The 22,595-nt window shown below is 30.3% G+C and carries 27 protein-coding genes and 1 pseudogene; 18 read left to right on the forward strand and 10 right to left on the reverse strand.

The genetic code is table 11. The features are described from left to right. A pseudogene (locus AMN88_RS01725) lies at positions 1–623 on the forward strand (ammonium transporter); the annotation flags it as partial. A gap of 49 nt (positions 624–672) precedes the next feature. On the opposite strand, the gene bcp reads toward AMN88_RS01725, so the two are convergent. Together bcp and AMN88_RS01735 are read right to left on the reverse strand one after the other, a co-directional pair. Next, positions 673–1,143 carry a thioredoxin-dependent thiol peroxidase gene (bcp, locus tag AMN88_RS01730; protein ID WP_075536150.1) on the reverse strand — a complete coding sequence of 157 codons (471 nt, stop codon included), beginning with the start codon at positions 1,141–1,143 and terminating at the stop codon, positions 673–675. Continuing rightward, on the reverse strand, positions 1,136–2,113 hold the full coding sequence (locus AMN88_RS01735; RefSeq protein WP_075536151.1) for a glycosyltransferase group 2: 978 nt from the start codon (positions 2,111–2,113) through the stop codon (positions 1,136–1,138). The genes bcp and AMN88_RS01735 overlap by 8 nt, the downstream gene beginning before the upstream one ends. Before the next feature lie 25 nt (positions 2,114–2,138). On the opposite strand from AMN88_RS01735, the gene AMN88_RS01740 reads away from it, so the two are divergent. Continuing rightward, positions 2,139–2,522 (forward strand): rhodanese-like domain-containing protein, encoded by a 384-nt coding sequence (locus AMN88_RS01740; RefSeq protein ID WP_075536172.1) that lies wholly within the window; start codon positions 2,139–2,141, stop codon positions 2,520–2,522. Here the strand turns inward: AMN88_RS01740 and AMN88_RS01745 are convergent. Next, positions 2,519–3,097 (reverse strand): 2-hydroxychromene-2-carboxylate isomerase, encoded by a 579-nt coding sequence (locus tag AMN88_RS01745; protein WP_075536152.1) that lies wholly within the window; start codon positions 3,095–3,097, stop codon positions 2,519–2,521. The two genes, AMN88_RS01740 and AMN88_RS01745, sit on opposite strands and share 4 nt — an antisense overlap. Next, complete coding sequence (locus AMN88_RS01750; RefSeq protein WP_075536153.1) at positions 3,090–3,563, reverse strand: ABA4-like family protein; 474 nt, start codon at positions 3,561–3,563, stop codon at positions 3,090–3,092. The genes AMN88_RS01745 and AMN88_RS01750 overlap by 8 nt, the downstream gene beginning before the upstream one ends. A gap of 26 nt (positions 3,564–3,589) precedes the next feature. Here AMN88_RS01750 and AMN88_RS01755 point away from each other — a divergent pair, with 26 nt between their 5' ends. Further along, the gene (locus AMN88_RS01755; protein ID WP_075504786.1) at positions 3,590–4,153 is read left to right on the forward strand and encodes a regulatory protein RecX; all 564 of its coding nucleotides are present in this window, start codon (positions 3,590–3,592) and stop codon (positions 4,151–4,153) included. On the opposite strand, the gene AMN88_RS04555 is transcribed toward AMN88_RS01755, so the two are convergent. The 3 genes from AMN88_RS04555 to AMN88_RS01765 are packed head-to-tail and all read right to left on the reverse strand — an operon-like array spanning position 4,145 to position 5,225. After that, complete coding sequence (locus tag AMN88_RS04555; RefSeq protein WP_179850091.1) at positions 4,145–4,288, reverse strand: hypothetical protein; 144 nt, start codon at positions 4,286–4,288, stop codon at positions 4,145–4,147. The genes AMN88_RS01755 and AMN88_RS04555 overlap by 9 nt on opposite strands. Continuing rightward, a complete protein-coding gene (locus AMN88_RS01760; protein ID WP_075536154.1) occupies positions 4,288–5,058 on the reverse strand; it encodes a 3'(2'),5'-bisphosphate nucleotidase CysQ family protein in 771 nt (256 codons plus the stop codon). Before AMN88_RS01760 ends, AMN88_RS04555 begins: the two co-directional genes overlap by 1 nt. Continuing rightward, the gene (locus tag AMN88_RS01765; protein WP_075484623.1) at positions 5,055–5,225 is read right to left on the reverse strand and encodes a DUF3553 domain-containing protein; all 171 of its coding nucleotides are present in this window, start codon (positions 5,223–5,225) and stop codon (positions 5,055–5,057) included. Before AMN88_RS01765 ends, AMN88_RS01760 begins: the two co-directional genes overlap by 4 nt. Positions 5,226–5,266: 41 nt before the next feature. Here AMN88_RS01765 and mnmA point away from each other — a divergent pair, with 41 nt between their 5' ends. The 13 genes from mnmA (at position 5,267) to AMN88_RS01825 (ending at position 16,747) form a co-directional block, all read left to right on the forward strand. Further along, the gene (mnmA, locus tag AMN88_RS01770; RefSeq protein ID WP_075536155.1) at positions 5,267–6,385 is read left to right on the forward strand and encodes a tRNA 2-thiouridine(34) synthase MnmA; all 1,119 of its coding nucleotides are present in this window, start codon (positions 5,267–5,269) and stop codon (positions 6,383–6,385) included. A gap of 164 nt (positions 6,386–6,549) precedes the next feature. Continuing rightward, positions 6,550–7,725, forward strand: coding sequence for a trans-sulfuration enzyme family protein (locus AMN88_RS01775; protein WP_075536156.1), 1,176 nt, complete (start codon positions 6,550–6,552; stop codon positions 7,723–7,725). Continuing rightward, entirely contained in the window at positions 7,722–8,942 is a 1,221-nt protein-coding gene (locus AMN88_RS01780; RefSeq protein WP_075536157.1) for an MFS transporter, read from the forward strand. The genes AMN88_RS01775 and AMN88_RS01780 overlap by 4 nt, the downstream gene beginning before the upstream one ends. Further along, complete coding sequence (locus AMN88_RS01785) at positions 8,920–10,134, forward strand: chorismate-binding protein (protein ID WP_075536158.1); 1,215 nt, start codon at positions 8,920–8,922, stop codon at positions 10,132–10,134. The genes AMN88_RS01780 and AMN88_RS01785 overlap by 23 nt, the downstream gene beginning before the upstream one ends. Beyond that, positions 10,131–10,688 (forward strand): aminodeoxychorismate/anthranilate synthase component II, encoded by a 558-nt coding sequence (locus AMN88_RS01790; protein ID WP_075536159.1) that lies wholly within the window; start codon positions 10,131–10,133, stop codon positions 10,686–10,688. The genes AMN88_RS01785 and AMN88_RS01790 overlap by 4 nt, the downstream gene beginning before the upstream one ends. Then, entirely contained in the window at positions 10,651–11,394 is a 744-nt protein-coding gene (locus AMN88_RS01795) for an aminotransferase class IV (protein ID WP_075536160.1), read from the forward strand. The genes AMN88_RS01790 and AMN88_RS01795 overlap by 38 nt, the downstream gene beginning before the upstream one ends. Before the next feature lie 2 nt (positions 11,395–11,396). After that, a complete protein-coding gene (locus AMN88_RS01800; protein ID WP_075504795.1) occupies positions 11,397–11,795 on the forward strand; it encodes an HIT family protein in 399 nt (132 codons plus the stop codon). A gap of 105 nt (positions 11,796–11,900) precedes the next feature. Beyond that, complete coding sequence (locus tag AMN88_RS01805) at positions 11,901–12,701, forward strand: adenylyl-sulfate reductase (RefSeq protein ID WP_075536161.1); 801 nt, start codon at positions 11,901–11,903, stop codon at positions 12,699–12,701. A gap of 33 nt (positions 12,702–12,734) precedes the next feature. Beyond that, positions 12,735–13,205: an adenylyl-sulfate reductase subunit beta gene (gene aprB, locus AMN88_RS01810; protein ID WP_023853969.1), complete on the forward strand. Its 471-nt coding sequence runs from the start codon at positions 12,735–12,737 to the stop codon at positions 13,203–13,205. After that, the gene (aprA, locus tag AMN88_RS01815) at positions 13,205–15,064 is read left to right on the forward strand and encodes an adenylyl-sulfate reductase subunit alpha (protein WP_075504797.1); all 1,860 of its coding nucleotides are present in this window, start codon (positions 13,205–13,207) and stop codon (positions 15,062–15,064) included. Before aprB ends, aprA begins: the two co-directional genes overlap by 1 nt. Positions 15,065–15,085: 21 nt before the next feature. Then, entirely contained in the window at positions 15,086–15,436 is a 351-nt protein-coding gene (locus tag AMN88_RS01820) for a hypothetical protein (protein ID WP_075504798.1), read from the forward strand. A 67-nt stretch (positions 15,437–15,503) separates the two neighbouring features. Further along, the gene (locus AMN88_RS04635; protein WP_256997774.1) at positions 15,504–15,638 is read left to right on the forward strand and encodes a hypothetical protein; all 135 of its coding nucleotides are present in this window, start codon (positions 15,504–15,506) and stop codon (positions 15,636–15,638) included. A gap of 29 nt (positions 15,639–15,667) precedes the next feature. Then, positions 15,668–16,747, forward strand: coding sequence for a sulfite exporter TauE/SafE family protein (locus AMN88_RS01825; protein WP_075536162.1), 1,080 nt, complete (start codon positions 15,668–15,670; stop codon positions 16,745–16,747). On the opposite strand, the gene AMN88_RS01830 is transcribed toward AMN88_RS01825, so the two are convergent. From AMN88_RS01830 to AMN88_RS01840, 3 genes are read right to left on the reverse strand one after another with little or no spacing between them, the layout of a single operon-like run. After that, on the reverse strand, positions 16,744–17,811 hold the full coding sequence (locus tag AMN88_RS01830) for a YeiH family protein (RefSeq protein WP_075536163.1): 1,068 nt from the start codon (positions 17,809–17,811) through the stop codon (positions 16,744–16,746). The two genes, AMN88_RS01825 and AMN88_RS01830, sit on opposite strands and share 4 nt — an antisense overlap. Before the next feature lie 16 nt (positions 17,812–17,827). Next, positions 17,828–18,994, reverse strand: coding sequence for a UxaA family hydrolase (locus tag AMN88_RS01835; RefSeq protein WP_075536164.1), 1,167 nt, complete (start codon positions 18,992–18,994; stop codon positions 17,828–17,830). Between the two features lie 4 nt (positions 18,995–18,998). Next, on the reverse strand, positions 18,999–19,283 hold the full coding sequence (locus AMN88_RS01840) for a UxaA family hydrolase (protein WP_075504801.1): 285 nt from the start codon (positions 19,281–19,283) through the stop codon (positions 18,999–19,001). 111 nt (positions 19,284–19,394) lie between these two features. Here AMN88_RS01840 and xsc point away from each other — a divergent pair, with 111 nt between their 5' ends. Further along, positions 19,395–21,179 carry a sulfoacetaldehyde acetyltransferase gene (gene xsc, locus AMN88_RS01845; RefSeq protein WP_075536165.1) on the forward strand — a complete coding sequence of 595 codons (1,785 nt, stop codon included), beginning with the start codon at positions 19,395–19,397 and terminating at the stop codon, positions 21,177–21,179. A 39-nt stretch (positions 21,180–21,218) separates the two neighbouring features. After that, positions 21,219–22,523: an NAD(P)/FAD-dependent oxidoreductase gene (locus AMN88_RS01850; protein WP_075536166.1), complete on the forward strand. Its 1,305-nt coding sequence runs from the start codon at positions 21,219–21,221 to the stop codon at positions 22,521–22,523. Positions 22,524–22,595: the final 72 nt, after the last annotated feature.

The following is a 22,595-nucleotide window of genomic DNA, read 5'->3' on the forward strand; positions in this document are numbered from 1 at the left end:
CGTTTGCTGCATCTTCAATTCCATTAGTAACACTTGGAACATTTTTACTTTGGTTTGGTTGGTTTGGTTTTAATGGCTTTAGCCAATTAGCTATGGGAACTTTTGATGATGTTAATGCAATTAGTAAAATTGCAGTCAACACTCATTTAGCAGGTGCCGCTGGTACAGTTGCTGCAGCAGTTGTAACAAGATTGCTTGGTGGAAAAACTGATATCGTTATGATGTTAAATGGTGCATTAGCTGGATTAGTTGCAATCACAGCTGAACCTTTAACCCCAAGTCCTGTATTAGCAATTGTAATTGGAGCTATTGGATCATTGATTATGTACTTTGGTACAAAATTTTTAGAAAGTAAAAAAATCGATGATGTAGTAGGTGCAATCCCTGTACATATGTTTGCAGGTATATTTGGAACTTTAGTTGTTCCAATAAGTAACCCAGATACAAATTTTGGAACTCAATTAACTGGTGTAATTGCTGTATGTTTGTTCAGCTTCATACTTTCTTACATTACTTTTAGAGTTCTTAAACAAACTATTGGTCTTAGAATTAGTGCTCAAGCTGAAAAACTTGGAACTGATGTTGCGGAAGTTGGAGTTAAAGCTTACGCAATAAGAGACTAAAATATCTCTCTATATATATTAAAGGCTCCTTAGAAATAAGGGGCCTTTTTTATTTTTTAACAATATTTTGAAGAGTTTCCAATACTTCTTTAGCGTGGTCTTTTACTTTAACATTATTCCAAATTTTGATTATATTACCTTTTTTATCGATTAAAAAAGTAGTTCTAACTATCCCCATAAACTCCCGTCCCATGAATTTTTTTTTAGCCCAAACTTTGTATTTTTTTAAAACTTTTATTTCTTCATCAGCCAATAGATCAAATTTGATTTTGTATTTATCTCTGAATTTGTCATGACTTTTTAAACTATCTTTAGAAATTCCCAAAATTTCACAATTCAACTTTTTAAATTTCGGAAGCAGCTTATTAAAATCATTGGTTTCAATTGTACACCCTGGAGTGTCATCTTTAGGATAAAAATAAATAATTACATAATTTCCTATTGAATCTTTTAGAGAGTATTCTTTTTTATTTGTAGATGGTAATTTAAAAATTGGTGCTTTTGTATTTTCTTTAATCATGTATTTCGTTCTCCTCCCAAAGTTTTTTGTAATCAATTAATGGTGACAAGCCGTAACTTGAATTAATATTTGTTAGATGTAGTGATAAACTTTTTAATGGAGAAATACAAATTTCTTTTGAATATATTTCATTTAAATATTTTTCAAATGGATCGTGTCTATCTAAACAATTCTTATAAAAGTTATCCCAATATTTATTTAATAAGTTTTTAGTTGTCAGGAAGGTGCATAGAGTTTTATCTACAGTTCTCCAATGACGTTTATTTCCAATCAAAACATTTGTTTTTTCATTATTCATGTAAAGATAAGGATAATCAGATGGACACATAAAAATATCCTTATTTATTTGTGATGCAATTCTTTCATAAGAAGCCACCATTTCCTCCAACATTGGTTCAAAATGTAAATAATCATCCTCAATAAAGTAAATTAAATCTTCACCAGTATCTTTTCCAATCTCAAAACTTTGAAGTAAACTTGCAAGGTTTGCAAAAGTTTCTTTGTTTTTTTGTTCTGATATTTCCTTTTTATATTTTGAGTAATCTAAATTAATTATCTCTATATTATTTCCATCAATTATTTTTTTTATTATATTTAGGTTTTCAGTACTTGAATTATCATCAACAATTATTGTTTTAATATTAATGGTGGGGTGTTTATTTTTTAAAAAATTAATTGATCTTATAAGCGAATTTAATGATCTTTTAGTATATTCAATTTTTGGATACTCAAATAACCTTCTTCTATTTTGATCCCAAATCTGAATATCTGTATTCATCCTTAGAACAATTAGTATTGAATTTACTTTTTTTGTAATTTTGACTTCACCCAAAGGTAAAACTATAGATTTTTCATTCAAAATCGATAGTTCTTCATTTAATTCCTTTCCTAATGTTGGGGACGAAAAATTATTTTGATCTAAAATTTCGTATCCTAACAACTTACAGATTTTGATAAAAAATTTTTTCATAATGTGTTATAGGTTTTATAATATTATGGTCATTAAATCATTACAAACTCTAGTTAGTGAAACTTTAAAAGAGATTAAAACAATTAATGCAGATGAAGCTTATCAAATGGTACAAGATAAAAATTGTAATCTAATCGATATAAGAGAAAGTAATGAGCTAGAAAACACAGGTAGTGTTGAAGGTGCAAGTCACATTCCAAGAGGTATGCTTGAAGTATATTTAGATCCTAATAGCCCTATATTCCAAAATGGACAATTAGACCAAAATAAAGAATTTGTTTTATTTTGTGCAGGAGGCGTAAGATCAGCTTTAGCGGTAAAATCTTTAAAAGATATGGGTTATCAAAAAGTATCACACATTGATGGTGGGTTTGGTTCTATAGCTAGTAGCAAATTTAAAATAATTTAATTAGCACTAAATTCTTCTAAAGCATATTCAAGTCTATCTTGTCCCCAAAAAATTTTATTATTAACTATAAAGGTTGGAGTTCCAAAAACTTCTTTTTCAAAAGCATCAGTAGTTAATTTAATTAATTTATCTTTAACCGATTGTTCTTTTATAGATTGAAAAAATTCTTCGTTATCAATATTTAAATCTCTTATTAATTTAGACATATTCTCAACATTTGATAAGTCATAATCATCTTTCCAATAAGCATCAAAAAAACAATTCAAGTAATCGTTTTGCTTATCCTTACTAACACTAATATATCCCCTCATTATATTTAAAGAATTTATTGGAAAATTTGAATTCCATTTGAATTCAATATTGTTTTTTTCAGATACCAAGTTGCAATCATTAATATTATTTTTTAATTTATATTTATTAAATGCAGGAGAATCAATTCCAGCTAACTTATGAAGACCTCCTAAATAAATTGGTTTGTAATTAAATATGATATTTTTATGTTTAAGAATTTTTTTGTGCGCGATGTATGCATAGGGGCTAATTATATCGAAATAAAAATCTATATGATTACTCATATAAACTAATTCTTTTTGCGTAAAAAATTCTAATTATCCAATATAAAAATAAACCTATAGGACCAATTAAATAAGTCACAATTAATGGCACAGCCATCAAAACTTTGTTTATAGCAAACTTTTGAGAATCTTTAACAATCCAGCCACCAATAAATAAGTTTATTGCTATGAAATGAGTCCAAAATATCATTATGTACAAATGGTCTTCAAACAATCTAGATAGCTCGCTAAGACCTAGGTAAAGAGAGAAATTTCCATCAAAATCGTAACCAATTAAATAGGATTTATATAAAACGAAGATATACACACTACTTAATATGAAAAAAGGAAAAATTGATGTTACAAAAATTCTACTTAAATGTGATTGAGGAAACACTATTAAGATAAACCAAAAAGGTAGAACACCAAGATTGATCCACATATAAAGTGTCTCAATTGTGAAATAAGTATAAATTTGTTCAATCATTTAGATATATTATATTAAATCTAACAATGATTCCTATAAGAAATAGAAAAAAAACACTTCAAGTAACTGTCGATGAGATGCGTAATTTTGCCTTTGCTTACGTTGAAAAGTATGCTCCTTCAAAACAGCAACTTAAAACTTATTTATTAAAAAAATACATGAAACTATCAGCGTCTGATGTAAGAAAAAAAGATGTAAATAAACTGATTGATATTGTTTTGTCCGATCTAGAAAAAAACAGATTTATAAATGATCAATTTTATTCTGAAAGTAAAGCCAAAAGTATGATCCAAAGAGGAAACTCAATTAATAAGATTAGAAATTATTTAATTGGAAAAGGAATTAACGAAACATTTATTAAGGATACAGTTGAAAAAATAAAGGAAGACAATTCTGATCAAGATTTTTTTTCAGCAATAAAATTATGTAAAAAGAAAAGAATTGGCCCAGCTAGAGCAGAGGATAATAGAACTTTATTTTATAAAAAAGATATATCTCTACTTGCAAGAAATGGTTTTGATTTTGAAACATCAAAAAAAGTAATGGATATAGAAAAAGATGAATATTTAAAAATAATAAATCTACTTTAACTTTTTATCTTTTTCTTCTTTTACAAGTTCATTTATTTTATTTCTTATATAATTTTTTACGAAAACAAACACTAACAACCCAAAAATTGATACTGAAACAATAATTATTAATATTATTCTTAATTGTTCATCCATTATAAAATATTTTTATTTTTTAAAATTATACTTGGATTTTTTAAATCTTTTTTACCGTACAAAATTTCATTTCCCTCAAAATCAGTTACAGTTCCACCTGAATGTTCTAAAATTGCATGACCAGCTGCTATATCCCATTCATATGCCCTAGGTTCAGCAACATAACCATCATATTCGCCAGCAGCAACGACACAGAATTTCAAAGAACTTTTCATTCTAGTATTTTCTTTTACTCCCAAATCATCATAAATTTTTTGAATTTCAGGCTTTATTTTAGTTGAGTATGAAATAAATTTTAAATTTTCTGTTTTCTTAGCAGGTGAATTGCTTAAGTTTGTTTTTTTACCGTTGCTCAGCTCAAAAGCATTACCTTTTTCATATGAATAAAACATTCTTTTTTTTGCAGGAGCATTTATTAATCCTGCAACAGGCTTGTTGTTTATGATTAAACCAGCGTTAATGGTAAATTCTTCTAAATTATTAATATAATCATAAGTTCCATCAATAGGGTCAACAAGCCAGAAATCTTTTAAATTTAGGTTATCTTTATTTTCAGAGGTTTCCTCTGAAATGATAGGTAAATTAGGAGTAATCTCAGAAATTTTTTTTGATATAAATTTGTTTACTTCCAAATCACCATTACTTACTGGTGTATTGTCCGATTTTATTTTTTTTACCAAACCTTTTTCTCTTAATTGAATAGCTAAATCTCCTGCTTCTAAAAAATTATCAATTAAATTTTCAACAATCTCTTTTAAGTTCAACTTCATTTTCCAAGTTTTTTTAACTCAACATTTTTTGCGTTAATTACTTTTTTTCCAGCATTTTCAAAATTAACTGTTACTTTGTCGTTAATTATAGATTGTACTTGCCCAATTCCCCATTCTTTTTTTTGAGGATTAGTGACTTTGTCACCTGGTTCATAATCTAAAATCATTTAATTTAACTTATATTGTAAATGAGTATAAATACCACCTTATGAATAAAGATTTAAATTCTATTGGTTTAGATAAAAAACCTTCAGATACTACCGTAGTTGTTGCAATGTCGGGTGGAGTAGATTCTTCCACTGTAGCAGGCATTATGAAAAAGGAAGGATATAATGTAATTGGAATAACTTTAAAACTTTATGACGATGGTAAAGAAGTAGCAGCATCAAAACAATGTTGTTCAGGTCAAGATATAATGGACGCCAAACGTGTTGCACATAAATTAGGTATAGAGCATAAAATTTTATATTACCAAGATAAGTTTAAACAAGGTGTTATAGATAATTTTGTTGAGAGTTATTTAAAGGGCGAAACTCCAATTCCATGTGTTCAGTGTAATCAAACTGTGAAATTTAAAGATTTATTTGAAGTTTCAAAAGAACTCAAAGCTGATGCTTTAGTTACTGGTCATTATGTTAAAAGTATTACCGAAAATAAAACTACCAACATGTATAGAGCCATAGATGAAAATAGAGATCAAAGTTATTTTTTATTTAATACAACAAGAGAACAATTAGATTATTTAAGATTTCCATTAGGTGGAATGCTAAAAGACAAAACCAGAGAAATTGCAAAAAATTTAGATTTAAATGTTGCTGACAAACCTGATAGTCAAGACATCTGTTTTGTTCCGAATGGCGATTATGCTTCAGTAATACAAAAGTTTAGACCAGACTCTTTTCAGAAAGGAAATATAAAAAATTTAGATGGTGAGGTAATTGGTGTTCATGATGGAATTATTAATTTTACAATTGGACAAAGAAAAGGAATTAAAGTTTCTGATAAAGAAGCTCTATATGTATTAAAGATTAATTCTGATAAAAATGAAATAATAGTTGGACCTAAAGAAAAACTTGGAAAAAAAACAATTTCTTTAAAGGAAATAAATTTATTAACTAACAAAGAGGATTTAGATCAAAAGTTGTTTGTTAAAGTTAGATCTACCGGAAGTCTATTAGAGGCTAAAGTTGATCTTATAGATAATAATAATGCTAAAGTTAATTTAGCACTTCCAGAAGATGGAATTTCACCTGGTCAGGCATGTGTCTTTTATCGTAAAGACCAGTTTGGCCATAAAGTACTTGGTGGTGGTTGGATTAAAGAATAGCAGAAGAATTATTTCTTCTTATTTTTTCTTTTAGCTCTTCTTTTTTTAGACCCTTGTTTTCTTCGGCCTCTATGTTTTTTTGGGTAACTCATTTAGTCCTATTTTAATTATATTGACGTTTTTCTTGGGATATAGCATTGTCTTATTAACATATCAAATTTTTTATGGGTAATTCTTTCAAAACATTCCTTAAACATACTGCTAAAGATTTTCACAATCAGTCAGTAAACCCTCCAGTAGTAAGAGCTTCTACAATTATCTTTAAGTCAATGAAAGATATTAGAAAAACTCAGGCTAAAGCAATTAAGAACCCAACAGGTGGACACTATGATTATGGTAGGCAAGGAACATCGACTACTTATATATTACAAAAAATTTTAACAAAGCTTGAAGAAAGTTATCATGTTTTCACTACACCAACAGGTTTTGGTGCAGTCTTCTTAGCCATATTCAGTGTAACAAGACCTGGAGATGAAATTATTGCTGCAGATCCTGTTTATAGTCCAACAAGATTATTAACTGAAAATTTTTTAAAAGAATTTAATATCAAAACTTCCTTTTATAATCCACATGATTTAAAAACATTAGAAAAAAGTATTACAAAAAAAACAAAGTTAATTTTTGTTGAGAATCCAGGTAGCAACTCTTTTGATTTTCAAGATATTGGAAAAATTCTATCAATTGCAAAAAAAAACAAAGTATTAACAGCGATAGACAACACTTGGGGAACCCCTTACTTTTTAAAACCTATCAAATTAGGCTTTGATATGTCAATCGTGTCTGCAACAAAATATTATTCAGGTCATTCGGATGTAATGGGTGGTTCATTAGCTGTTAATAAAAAAGTATTTCCAAAAGTTAAAGCTGCTGAGAGGATTACAGGTTTAAGATTAGGACCTGATGATGCTTATTTAATTACAAGAGGTCTAAGGACTTTAGATGTTAGATTAGATAGACACAGAGAAAACGCAAAAAAAGTTGCAGAGTTTTTATCTAAATTTAAAAATATAAAATTACTCTATCCATATAAAAAAGATTCTTACAATTTTAGAATGTGGAAAAAATATTACTCAGGAGCATCTGGGCTAATGGGTTTAAAAATAAAATGTAAAAATATAAATTCTGTAAGAAAATTTGTTAATTCATTAAAATTATTTGGGTATGGCTACAGTTGGGGAGGTTTTGAAAGTTTAGCATTACATCAAGAATATAGAGAGACAGGTGATAGAAAATTTTTAAAATTAGCAAAAGATGAGCATCTTGTTAGATTACATATTGGTTTAGAAGATCCTAAAGACCTAATAGCTGATTTAAAAAAAGCTCTAAAGTTTATTAAATGAGCTCAGAAAATTTTACTATTAGCAAGAAAGCGTTAATAACATTAATTGCTGCGTCTATAGTTGTAATTATTTCTTTAGGAATAAGGCAGACCTTTGGATTGTTTTATTTTGATTTTAACACTGACTTAGATATTTCCATTTCCCATTTTGGATTTGTTATGGGATTGCAGTTATTACTCTGGGGAGTATTTAGTCCTTTATTTGGAATAATTACTGATAAGTATGGAGGTGCAATTGCAATCTTTATTGGATTTGTTTTTTATTTAGTAGGAGTTTTATTTTTTTATTCTGGTTTTAACACCGGAGGTTATTTTACTTTAACGATTGGAGTAATGATTGGAATTGGGCTAGGTTCAACAGCAATAGGTATTCCAGTATCAGTTGTAGCTAAACATTTTCCAGCATCTAATAGAACTATTGCAACAGGAATTGTTACATGTGCAGGTTCGTTTGGATATTTTGTTTCACCTTTACTTGTAAGATATTCTTTAGTTGAAACAGGTTGGGAAAATACACTTTTGTATTTTTGTCTTCTTTTAGGAGTTGGATTGGTAGTATCCTTATTTGTTAGTACTCCAAAAATACCTGTGGGAGTTAATCAAGATAATAATCAAACAGCTAAAGAAGCACTAAAAGAAGCATTTGCAAATAAAAGTTTTATTTATCTCACTTTAGGCTTTTTTGTTTGCGGTTGGCATATTGCTCTTGTGGCAACACACATTCCTACTTATATGGCAGATAAAGGTTTGCCTGACTGGACACCTGCAATGGTTCTAGCTTTGATTGGTGTATTTAATATGGCTGGTACTATTACAAGCGGTTATTTAGCAACAAGGTATAGTAAGAAAAAAATATTAAGTGCAATATATCTTTTAAGAGGCGTTTCAATTATCTATTTTATTTTCTTACCACCAAGTATATTCAATTCTGTAGTTTTTGGAGTTACTTTTGGTTTTTTATGGCTATCCACAGTTCCTCCAACAAATGGAATTGTTGCCCATATATTTGGTACAAAATACGTTGGACTTTTATATGGAATAGTTTTTGTCAGCCATCAAATTGGTTCTTTCCTAGGAGCATATCTAGGTGGTGTATTTTATGAATTAAATGGAAATTTTGACTATGCATGGTACGGATCTATCGCATTATCATTATTTGCAGGTCTGATACATTTACCTATAGTAGAGAAAGCAATTGAAAGAACTCAGCCAGCATAAATTTAAATTTAACCCTTATTTAGAGGATCTGTATCAATCAGATAAACCTTTAATCATTTATAAAGTGGATGATGGCTATAATATTTATACAGATTTTTCTAAAAAAATTGTTTTAACAAAAAAAAATATACATAATTTTCTTAAATCGTTAGAGAAAAAAAAATACAAAAAAGAAACAGATTTATATCTTGGTTTTTTTGGTTATGAAATTTTATGTAATTTAATTGGTATTAATTTAAAAAATAAAAAAAGGATAAACTTTTATAAAGGAATTTTTTATAAACCTGAGACTATAATTAAAATTAGAAAAGATATTAAAGTTATATCTAATATAAAAAAACATACATTCAATTATCAATTCAACAAAACTCAAATACTAAGTCCTTTTAAGATAAATATTTCTTATGCAAAATATAAAAAAATATTTGAATTATTTTCAAAAAAAATAAGAGAGGGTGAGACTTATCAAATTAAAATTTGTACAAAATATAAGAATAAATCATTAATAAATCCTATTAATTTTTTTTGGAAATTAATGCGTGTTAACTCATCTCCCGAGTCGTTTATGATAAAAGATAAAGATTACTCTATAGTAAGTTGCTCTCCTGAAACATTAATTGATAAGAAAAAAAATAAAATTATAACAAAACCAATAGCGGGCACATTTAAGAAAAAATTACTATCCAATAAAAATATAGCTCTAAAATATTTTAAAAATAACGAGAAGGAAACTAAAGAACACAACATGATAGTTGATATGGAGAGAAGCGATTTATCCAAAATTTGTAAACCTGGAAGTGTCAAAATACTCAAAAAAAAATATGTAGAGGAATACAAGCACCTTTTTCATTATGTGACTTCAATTGGTGGAATATTAAACAAAAATACAAAATTGATTGATATCATTAAGGCAATGATGCCGGGAGGATCTGTAATTGGCTGTCCTAAGATAAGAACATTAGAACTTTTAAATAATCAGGAAAAAGAAAGTAGAAATATTTTTACAGGAAGTTTTGGACTTATTAAATTTAATCAAGATATGAAGTTTAATATTATAATTAGATCTATATTAAATTATAAAAATCAATCAGAGATCTCTGCTGCATCTGGAGTAGTATTAGATAGTTCCCCTAAGAAAGAATTTAATGAAAATTATATTAAAGCAAAATCTTTATTGGAGTTATTTAAATGATTTACATTATAGATCATCAAGATTCTTTTACTTGGAATGTTGTTCATCAATTTGCAAAATTTGATAAAGTTTTTTGTTCAAATTATTATGAGTTAAATAACAAATTACTTGATAAAAGTGATGTGATCGTTTTATCACCAGGACCTGGATCACCAAAGGATTATCCTACTACTTCAAATATTTATAAAAAATATAAAGGAAGGAAAAAAATTATTGGCATTTGTCTTGGTTATCAAATGATTTTGCATAATGAAGGAGGCAAAATAATACAGCAAAAAAAAATTTATCATGGTTTTCAATCCAAAATAAAAACAAATAATCAAAGTAAAATTTTTACAAACAATCAACAGTTTAAAGTTGGAAGATATCATTCATTAAAATTAATGGAGCCATTTAAATCGAATTCAATTAAAATAACTATGAGATGTAGTAAAACAAAAATACCAATGGGACTTGAGGATAATCAAAATAAAATATATGGATTTCAATTTCATCCAGAATCTTTTTTAACAGAAAATGGCAACACTATTATTAAAAAAATCTTATCAGCTTAGTAATCTTAAAGAAGTCACTTTCAAGGACCTTTGGGGATCTAGAGGTGTATTCACCACAATGCGAATGGTTGGAAAACCTCCTAAGCTAATACTTTTAAAACCGCATTTAGAGAACTTAATAAAATCTACAAAAAAATATGGAATAAGAAAAAAAAATTTAAAAAACATAATTAAATATTTAATTAACAAAAACACTATACACAAAGGTCCTGATAATTTATTTCGTATAGCGTTAAATAAAAAACTGATATCAGTCTCAATTAGAAAAAGACCAAAACCAAAAAGTAATTTTAATCTCTTATTGTTTAAATATAAACGTGTAGAACCAAATTACAAAAATCTTTATTATAAAAAAATATTAGCAAAATTAAGCAAAGTTGATTCAACTAAATTTGATATTGCTCTAGTCGCAAATGATAAAATTTTAGAAACTGGTACTTCAAATTTAGTTTTTGTGAAAAATGGAAAGATTTTTTCACCTAAAAAAAATTGTTATTTTGGAAATACACTTAAATTCATAAGCAAGAAAATTAAAATTAATTTTAAAGATATTTCTATTAAATCAATTAATGATTATGATGAAATAATACTTATCGGATCCGGCAAAGGAGTAACATCAGTTTCAAAAATAAATGACCTTAAATGGAGGAGAAGAAAGAGTAATTGCTTCAATAAATTAAATAAAATATATAATTCTCTTTTTTAAATATGAAAGATCCAAACAACCCTTGTATATTTTGCAAAATCAGAAAAGAAGAGCTCCAGTTTGAAAACCAATTAGCTTATTCATCTAAGGATAGCTATCCTGTCTCAGAACTTCATAGTCTTATAGTTCCTAAAAGACATGTAGAAACATATTTTGATCTTACCAAAGAGGAAATTCAGGCATGCAATGAGTTAATTTTAAAAACTAAAGAAAGAATTTTAAAACAAGATTCTAGTGTTAAAGGTTTTAATCTAGGTACAAATGCAGGAAAATCTGCAGGCCAATCAATTATGCATTGCCATATTCATTTAATTCCAAGAAGAGAAGGGGATGTAGACAATCCTCAGGGTGGTGTTAGGTCAGTGATTCCCAATAAACAACACTACAAACGTAAACCCTGAGTTGTTATTAAAGACAAATTGACCAATACTTTTGGTTGAACTCTATAAATATCTAGAATAGAAAACCTTAAATTAATTCAATTTTATTTTACAAGGGTATTCAAAATGTTTGCAACAAATCCTTTTTCAATTTTAGCCGAGACAGTTCCATCTGTAGTTATGCAAGGTTTTGTGGTGTTAATGATTTTATTGATTGTTGCAGGTACTCTTTTAGACATAATTCATAAAAAGAATGTTAAGTATTTTTTTGAAAATGCTAAAAAAGCAAAAAAAAATGCAACTAAAGAATTAACAACTGGTGAAAGAATAGCTGTTGTTTCAAAAACAATTGCATACGACATTGGTACAACATCAGAACTAGGTGCTGGTAAAAGAAGAGTAGCACACCTTCTAGGAATGTATGGAACTATATTGTTTTGGATTGGGTCTGTTGTGATGATATTTTGTTATTCATCAGCAAATGCGGAAACGCCAACTATTTGGCCAATGATCTGGCATGTAGGTGCTTTAATGACTATCTTAGGTGGTTCGTGGTTTTGGTTCTTCTTAAGGGTTGATGTTTATTCTGAAGCTCAACCTTGGTACAGAATTATTAAAGCAGATTTATTTGTATTAGCTCTGATTGCAACTTCCTTAACTGGATTTATTTGGTCATATCTTCAAAGTTTAAATTTAGAGGGAAGATGGGATGCAAATTTATTTTTAGTATTATTTATAGTTTCAAACCTAGTTTTATTTGGAGGAGTTTATTGGTCTAAGTTTGCACATATGTTTTACAAACCTGGTGCAGCAATACAAAAAAATTTAGCAGAAGCAGATGGTTCTAGAGATAATTTACCTCCACCTGCAGATGCACCTGAACAATTTGGTTTAGGTATTAAAAGAGAACAACCTAAACATTATTAATTATGATAAAATTAAAAAAGGAGAGAGAATAATATGTCAACATTTGTTTATATGACAAGATGTGATGGCTGTGGTCATTGCGTAGATATTTGCCCATCAGATATAATGCACATTGATGAAAATATTAGACGTGCAAAAAATATTGAACCTAACTTTTGTTGGGAATGTTATTCTTGTGTCAAAGCTTGTCCTAACCACGCTATTGATGTTAGAGGATATGCAGATTTTGCTCCAATGGGACATAGCGTTAGAGTAAGAAGGGAAGAAGAAAAAGGAACAATCTCTTGGAAAATTAAATTTAGAAATGGAACTGAAAAAAACTTTGTATCTCCAATCACAACTAAGCCTTGGGGAAAATTTATTCCTAAATTAGCTGATGGGGACAAACCTAATCAAGGTGAGATAAATTCACAAAGATTATACACTGAACCAGAAGGGTTAAATATAGATGGAGAGCTTCCAACTGTACCTAAGGAGTCGTTCAAAAAAGGAGTTTACTATTAATGGCTAGTCATAAAACACATTACGAAGATTGCGATATATTAGTTGTAGGCGGAGGTATGGCTGGAACTGGTGCTACCTTTGAAGCAAGACACTGGGGTAGAGACATGAAAATTGTTTGTGTTGAAAAAGCTAACATTGATAGAAGTGGAGCTGTTGCTCAAGGACTTTATGCAATTAACTGCTACATGGGAATGCAATGGGGTGAAAACCAACCAGAAGATCACGTTAGATATGCAAGAAATGATTTAATGGGAATGGTAAGAGAGGATTTAGGTTATGACATGGCTCGTCATGTAGACTCTACAGTTCATATGTTTGATGAATGGGGTCTGCCTATGATGAAGAATGAAGAAACTGGAAGATACTTAAGAGAAGGTAAATGGCAGATTATGATCCATGGTGAAAGTTATAAACCGATTGTTGCTGAAGCAGCAAAAAAATCTGCAGATAAAATTTATAACAGAATAATGATTACTCATCTTTTAATGGATGAGTCTCAAGATAACAGAATTGGTGGAGCAGTTGGCTTTAATATGAGAACTGGTGATTTCCATGTTTTTAGAGCAAAAGCAGTAATTGTTGCTGCTGGAGGAGCTTCACATATCTTTAAACCAAGAGCAGTTGGAGAAGGAATGGGTAGAACTTGGTATGCTCCATGGAGTAACGGATCTGCATATGCATTACCTATTGCAGCAGGCGCGAAGATGACTCAAATGGAAAACAGAATTGTATTATGTAGATTTAAAGATGGATATGGACCAGTTGGAGCATATTTCCTTCATTTAAAAACATACACACAAAATGCAAATGGCGAAAACTATGAGAAAAAATGGTATGACCAAACTAAAGAATTAGTTGGAGAATACATTGATCATCATCCAACACCAACTTGTTTGAGAAACCATGCGTTTATTCAAGAAGTAGCCGCAGGCGGTGGACCAATTCATATGGTAACTACTGAGGCTTTCCAAGATCCACATTTAGAAACAGTAGGCTGGGAAAATTTCTTAGGAATGACTGTTGGGCAAGCTGTTGTTTGGGCATCTCAAAATATTGATCCAAAATACACAAATCCAGAATTAACTACATCTGAACCTTATGTAATGGGTTCACATGCTACTTGTTCCGGCGCATGGGTGAGCGGCCCGGAAGATTTATCACCACCAGAATATTTCTGGGGTTATAATAGAATGCTAACTATTGATGGTTTATTTGGTGCAGGAGATACAGTAGGTGGAAGTGCCCATAAGTTTTCATCTGGATCTTTTACAGAAGGTAGATTAGCTGCAAAAGCTGCTGTTAAATACATTGAAGACAAAAAAGCAGAAGGTGTTAAAGTTTCAGATAAACAGTGTGAAGACTTTAAAACTGCAGTTTATAAACCACTAGAAAACTACACAGTTGCTAGAAATGAGATTACTGGTGGAACAGTTTCTCCTAGCTATATATCTCCAATCCAAGGTCTTCAAAGGTTGCAGAAAATCATGGATGAATATGTGGGTGGAATTACCTCAAATTACATGACTAATGGTAATATGCTGAAAAGAGGACTTGAGTTGCTAGATTGGCTACAAGAGGACCTGGAGCATGTTGGCGCTGAAGATTATCACCAGCTTATGAGAGCTTGGGAGTTAAAACATAGAGCTTTGACTTCTCAATGTGTAACAGAACATACTTTATTTAGAGAAGAAACTAGATGGCCAGGATACTATTATAGAGGTGATCATATGAAACTTGATGATGAAAATTGGCATTGTTTAACAGTTTCTAGACGTGACCCTAAAACTGGTAAGTTTAGTATGGAGAAAGTTCCTGTCTACCATATAGTGGATGAGAACGAGAAGAAAAAAGCTTCTTAGTAAATAATTTAATTAAATCAAATGGATATTTTATCTAAATCAGATGATGAAATATATGAATTAGCCAAACCTATTTGGGATAATTTAGTTAAATCATCTAATCTCAAAGATTATGGGGGGTTTACTAGAGATTTCTCTACGCAAATGCTTTTTGGCGCTAATGAAGTAGAGCTTGGAAAACAGTGGGCTAATAACAAGCTAATTACTAATCTTAAAGAGACTTTTGAACCTTTCGGTTGCCTTAGAAGAGGTGATCACATAACTGTTCTGATTAAACAAACAAATAAAGAGATCCCAGGAGAGTTTCTTGGAAGGTTGGTCTTAGGTGTAGAAGACGATGCGGTTAAGGTTTTCGGAGCCACGATCTATTAAGAAAAAAAATTACTTAGCTTGAAATAATTGTTTGACAAATTTCGTTGTGGGTGTATTGACGGATTTAATGTTACTTTCTAACGTAAAAATTATAGACAAACTCTCAAATTTTAAAACTACATTTATTAAAGCAGGAATTATAGCAAGCTTAACAGCTTATTGGGGAGTGATTTTAGTTGGAACTTTTATCACTTTTAACTAAGTTGTTTTTTAACAACTTTTAAATTTTTTATGGAAGTATTTTTACCGATAGCTCAAGTTTTTGTTAACCCTATCGAGATACTTTTATTAAGTGCAATAGTAGGTGTGCTTTCAGGTTTATTTGGTGTTGGTGGCGGGTTTTTGATGACACCTTTTCTAATTTTTTTAGGAATACCTCCCGCATATGCTGTTGCTAATGAAGCAAATAATATTTTAGCTACTTCAGTTTCTGGTTCTACCACGCATTATTTAAAAAATACTTTAGATTATAAAATGGGTTCAATGATTGTAATTGGAGGTGTAATTGGAACTTCTTTAGGAATTTACACTTTTACTTATTTCAAAGGTATTGGAAAAATTGATACAGTTATCTCTCTGGCCTACATGTATATATTAGCAATAATCGGAACTTTAATGCTTGTTGAAAGTTTGGGAGAAATAGATAAAGCAAAAAGAAACGTCGTAGTTAAAAAAAAATTACATGTTCATTACTGGATACATGGTCTTCCATTAAGAATGAGATTTCCAAAATCAAAATTATATGAGAGTATTTTTACTCCAATTATAATTGGTCTATTAGTTGGATTTATTGCAGCTATTATGGGAATTGGAGGTGCGTTTATTTTAGTTCCAGCAATGATTTATATAATTAAAATGCCTACTAAATTAGTTCCTGGTACATCTTTATTTGTAACAATTTTTGTAAGTGTGGTTGTTACTTTTCTTCATTCATTTAATTATGGATCTATAGATTTATTTCTAGTTCTTATGCTGGTTGTAGGATCTATAATAGGAGTTCAAGTTGGGCAAAAATTAGGAGAAAGAATTGATAGTTCTGGTTTGAGAGCTTTATTAGCAATTTTATTACTGATAGTGGGTATAGCAATAGCATACGATACATTTTTTGCAGAAAAAATTATAAATGAAACTGCTAAAGCTACTAGTTCAGATTTAAATTTCTTTTCTCAATTTATAATTGATTTTTCTAAAGAGATGCCTTTCTTTTATGGACTATTTACAATTATGTTTGCAATTATTTTAGGTGTTGGAGCTGCTTTTATAAGACGATTTATTTCAAATTTTAGAAAAAAATTATTAGTTAAATCTTAATTAAAATAATTTAGATATAATTCGATAGTTGTAATACAAACTACACCAACAGTTGCCATACTTATAAAACCAACAACAAATGGTTTATAACCCATATTTTTAATTTCTTTTAAGTTAGTTGAAAGCCCTATTGCTGCCATTGCCATTGTTAAAAATATTTTTGAGGACAATTGAATACTCTCAATTGTAACCAACCATTTATAATTATTTGAGTACATTAGATCACCTAAATTTCTAATTATTATCATTGCTACAAATCCTAATACAAAGTAAGGAAAAATATCTATTATTGAGTATTTCTTTTCTGAGGTTTTTCCTCGATTATAAAGAAATGCAAATAAAGGGATCATGATAATCAAAAAGGTATTCCTTATTAATTTCGTTACTGTTGCAATATTTAAAGTTTCAGGACTATTAAATTGCTGGTCATAAATTAATCCTGCGGCTGCAACTTGAGAGGTTTCATGGATAGAGGTTCCCAAAAACAACCCAATTAATAAAGGCTCACTTTCAAAATAAAAGTTAGCAAAATAAGGGTAAATAAGCATTGAAAGTATTCCAAACAAAGTAATATTAGCAATTGCATATGATACTTCATTTTTTTTTGCTCCAATAACAGGAGCAGTAGCCATTATTGCAGTAGTACCACAGACAGTGCTGCCTATTGATATTAAGTAAGCCATTCTTGTAGGTATTTTTAATTTTTTAATAAGAAGTTTAATTACTACTAATACACTAACGATGCAGATTATAATTAGTGGAATTGCTATTGCTCCAAATTCTAAAAATTCAAATGGTTTCAATTGAATACCTAAGCAAATAATACCCAGTTTTAGAATATATTTTTGTGTAAAATCCAATCCTCTTAAAAAACTTTCCCTAATTTGAAAAACATTTCCGAAAAACATCCCCAATAAAATAGCGATCATCGCAGTAGATATTGGGCTTTTTTCATAACCTAATAACTCAATACCAAGAATATTATTGAAACCTTGAGATAAAGTGTAAAGAACAAATGCCAATATAATACCTGGTAATACAACCAGGTATTTCTTAAATTTCATGAAAGACTAAAGTTAATTAAGCACTTCTGTAAAGTTTAGTCATAACAAATTCTCTATGACCTAAAGCTTCAGCACAAGTTAATCTACCGTTTGCTACTCTTAGTGTAGTTTTAATTAATTCATCACCTGCTTCAGATAAATTCATTTCTCTTGAAAGAATTTTTGAAACATCACAATCAATATGCTCTCCCATGCCTTTTACGGTTAATGGATTAGCTGTTAATTTAACAACAGGTTCAATTGGATTTCCAACGATATTACCTTGTCCAGTTGGAAACAAATGAATATTAAAACCGGCAGCTGCTTGAAGCGTCACACATTCCGCAGCAGCAGATGATGTGTCCATAAAATATAAACCTTTTCCTTTAGTTGGTTCTTCAGCTGGTTCAAGAACATCAATAAATTTACAATTTCCAATTTTTTGAAAATTCCCAAAAGCTTTTTCTTCAATTGTTGTAAGTCCTCCAGCTATATTTCCAGCTGTTGGTTGACTTTCAGAAAGATCATCTGTTGCTTCTTTTAAAATAAAATCATTATAAGAGCTCCAGGTTTTCATAAATTTGTCAGATGCTTCTTTTGTTGCTCCTCTAGTTGCACACACTTGTTCTGCACCAGTTAATTCAGATGTTTCACCAAAACACAAGTGAACACCTAATGGCTCAAGTTTGTCCATTAAATTTCCAACAGTTGGGTTTGCAGCAAGTCCTGAAGTAGTATCAGATTCTCCACACTTAACTGAAATCCATAAATCACTTAAAGGACACTCTTCTCTTTGTTTTTCTGAAGCCCACATCACAAATTCTTGAGCTTTTTTTGATGCTTTCATTGTCGTGCCAATATCTCCTGTACGCTCAATATGAAATCCTTCAACTGGTTTTCCAGTTTTAGCAATTCCATCTACAATTTTTTTTGTCCATTTAGGTTCAATACCTATGACAATTACTGCTGCAACGTTTGGATTACATCCAGTTCCTATCATTGTTCTAAAATGAAGCTCTAAATCTGCACCAAACTGAAGTCTGCCGTAAGAATGAGGAAGAGCGATTGTACCTTTAATATTATTAGCAACTGCCTCTGCACATGCATTCGAAATGTCATCGACTGGCAAAATAATTACATGATTTCTTGTTCCGGCTCTGCCGTTTTCTCTTTTATAACCTAAAAAGCTCTTTGGGATTTCCATACTATTACCACTTCTTTGTTTTTACATTGTGAACATGGACATGCTCACCTTTTTTGATTGATTTAACAACTTTACCAATATCGTGACCATATTTTAAAATAGTATCACCCTCTTTAAGGTCAACCATTGCAATTTTATGACCTAAAGGTATTTCATCTACGGATTGAATATTTGTTGAACTGTCGTCTTCCATTATCCAGCAAGCACAGTCTTGTTTAGGAGTGATTTTTTCAATAACAACTACTCCCACGTTGTCTTTTTTATCATGTATGATTATATCTGTTGCCATATCGTGTCGATTTGTTTGTTTGAAATTCGTAAAAACTTATATATTAATCGCACAAATTAACAAACGAATTTTATAAATAGTATAATTACACTTTAGAGAGGTTCTAGTTTTATGACAAAAATGACAACAGAAGAAGCTTTTGTAAAAGTTTTACAAATGCACGGTATTGAACATGCGTTTGGAATTATCGGTTCAGCCTTTATGCCAATTTCAGATATTTTTCCAGATGCAGGTATTACTTTCTGGGATGTCGCTCATGAAACAAATGGTGGTTTAATTGCTGATGGTTACACACGAGCTACTGGTAAAATGTCAATGGTTATTGCTCAGAACGGACCTGGAATTACTGGTTTAGTTACACCAATTAAAACAGCTTATTGGAATCATACTCCTCTTTTATTAGTTACACCGCAAGCAGCAAACAAAACAATGGGGCAAGGTGGATTTCAAGAAGTAGAGCAAATGAATTTATTCAAAGACATGGTTTGTTATCAAGAAGAAGTAAGAGATCCATCAAGAATGGCTGAGGTACTAAATAGAGTTATAGAAAAAGCTATAAGAGGGTCGGCGCCAGCACAAATTAATGTTCCAAGAGATTATTGGTGTCAAGTAATTGATATCGATCTTCCTCCAATTGTAAGACTCGAAAGACAAGGAGGAGGGAATGACGCTGTAGCTAAAGCAGCTGACTTGCTATCTAAAGCAAAGTTTCCAGTAATATTATCAGGAGCAGGTGTTGTTATTGGAGGAGCTATAGAGGCTACAAAAAAACTTGCAGAAAAATTAGATTCCCCTGTTTGTTCAGGTTACCAGCATAATGACAGTTTCCCAGGAAGCCATCCTTTAGCTGTTGGTCCTCTAGGATATAATGGATCAAAAGCTGCAATGGAATTAATTTCAAAAGCTGACGTAGTGTTAGCATTGGGAACTAGATTAAATCCATTTTCTACTTTACCTGGTTATGGAATTGATTATTGGCCAAAGAATGCAAACATTATTCAAGTTGATATTAATCCTGACAGAATAGGTTTGACTAAAAAAGTTACTGTAGGAATAAGTGGTGATGCAAAATTAGTTGCTGAACAAATTTTTGAAAAATTATCTTCAAATGCTGGTGACACTGACAGACAAGCTAGAAAAGACTTAATTCATCAAACTAAGTCAGCTTGGTTACAAAAGCTTTCGAGTTTAGATCATGAAGATGATGATGAGGGAACAGTCTGGAACAAAGAAGCAAGAGAAAGAGATGCAGATAGAATGTCACCAAGACAAGCTTGGAGAGCAATTCAAGCAGGAATGCCTGACGATGTAATTATATCAAGCGATATCGGAAACAATTGTGCGATAGGTAATGCTTACCCTACATTCGAAAAGCCAAGAAAATATTTAGCACCAGGTTTATTTGGTCCTTGTGGTTATGGTTTTCCATCAATATTGGGAGCAAAAATTGGTTGTCCGGATACTCCTGTTATTGGATTTGCTGGTGATGGTGCTTTCGGAATAAGCATGAACGAAATGAGCTCATGTGCAAGGGAAGAGTGGCCTGCAATAACAATGGTTATTTTCAGAAATTATCAATGGGGTGCGGAAAAAAGAAATACGACACTTTGGTTTGATAATAACTTTGTTGGTACAGAATTAGATCCAGAATTAAGTTATGCTAAAGTTGCTGACGCATGTGGCTTAAAAGGTGTAACTGTTAGAACAATGCAAGAAACCACAAATGCAATTAAGCAATCTTGTGAGGATCAAAAGAAAGGAATTACAACATTTATTGAGGTAATTCTTAACCAAGAGCTTGGGGAACCGTTTAGAAGAGATGCTATGAAAAAACCAGTAAGAGTAGCTGGCATTAAAAAAGAGGATATGAAGAAGCAGCCTTCTTTAAATTCTTAAAATCTTTTAAATAACAACCAATTATCGTAATCTTCTTTCATGGAAGTTGTAAACGATGATAGCTGTAGTTGGGTTAATGATTTAAGTCCAAGAAATAATATTGTAACACTTTCATCTGATTTAGATTGTGAATGGTTAATTATTGGAGCAGGTTACACAGGATTATCTGCAGCAAGAAAATTAGGTCAACTTTACCCAAATCAAAAAATATTATTAGTTGATGCTCAGCTAGCAGGCGAGGGTGCTAGCTCAAGAAACTCAGGATACTTAGTGGATACAACACTTAATGATGGTTTTACCTCTAATAAAGAATTGGATAATTATAAAAAAAAAGCAGACATCTATAAATTGGGAATAGAAGTTATTAAAAAATTTATTAAAGAATATCAGGTAGATTGTGATTGGAATGATTGTGGAAAATATTTTGCATCATCAAAGCAAGAAGATATAAAAATATTAGAAAATTTTTCAGATACCTTATCAAAATTAGGTTTTGAAAATAATTTGTTATCAAATAAAGAACTTAAAAAAAGATTAGGTACCAATTTTTACAATATTGCTCTTCATACAAAGGGAGGGATTTTATTACATCCAGGTAAATTGGTTAGAGCTATGATTGATACATTGCCAGAAAACGTAAATCTTTATGAAAATTCTTCATTATTAAATTGGAAAAAGAAAAATGATACAGTCATTTGTAAATTTAAAAATGGTTCGATTAAAACTAAAAAGATTATTTTTGCTACAAACGGATTTCTGAAGTCTTTAGGAATAAAATCAAATTATAATTTTCCAATTACTTTAACAGCTAGTATGACCAGATCTTTATCAGATGAAGAGTTTATATCTCTTGGAGAGCCTAAAGAGTGGGGAGTATTACCTGTTAGACCGATGGGGGCCACTATAAGAATGACTAAAGATAGAAGAATTTTAATTAGAAATACTGCAGAAGTTTATAATCCTTATCAAATGTCTAAATCTGAATTGAACAAAAGATCATTAAAACAAATACTTGGAATTAAAAAAAGATTTCCGGAATTACCTGATGATATTGTTCAATCTTCGTGGTCAGGAATTGTTTCAAGAACTAGAAATAGTTCTCAAATTTTTGAAAAAATAGATGACAATATATTTGTTGCAGGTTGTTATAATGGCTCTGGTATTGGAGTTGGTACTTTATTTGGAGAGCAAATAGCAATCAAAGCAAGTAATAAAAACACAAAAGAGATAGAAACTATTGAAGCAAGAAATAAACCTACATGGCTACCTCCTGATCCAATTTTAAGTTTAGGAGTTAGAGCTAGGTTAATTTATGAACGTTTCAGAGCACGATCTGAAATTTAAAAAGAAAGGTGACTAAATTTAAGAGTTGAGTAAAATTTAAATATATAAAATCTGAATGTCTAGAATTATTTA

This window comes from Candidatus Pelagibacter communis, assembly GCF_001180165.1.
In the GTDB taxonomy this organism is placed as follows: domain Bacteria; phylum Pseudomonadota; class Alphaproteobacteria; order Pelagibacterales; family Pelagibacteraceae; genus Pelagibacter; species Pelagibacter ubique_P.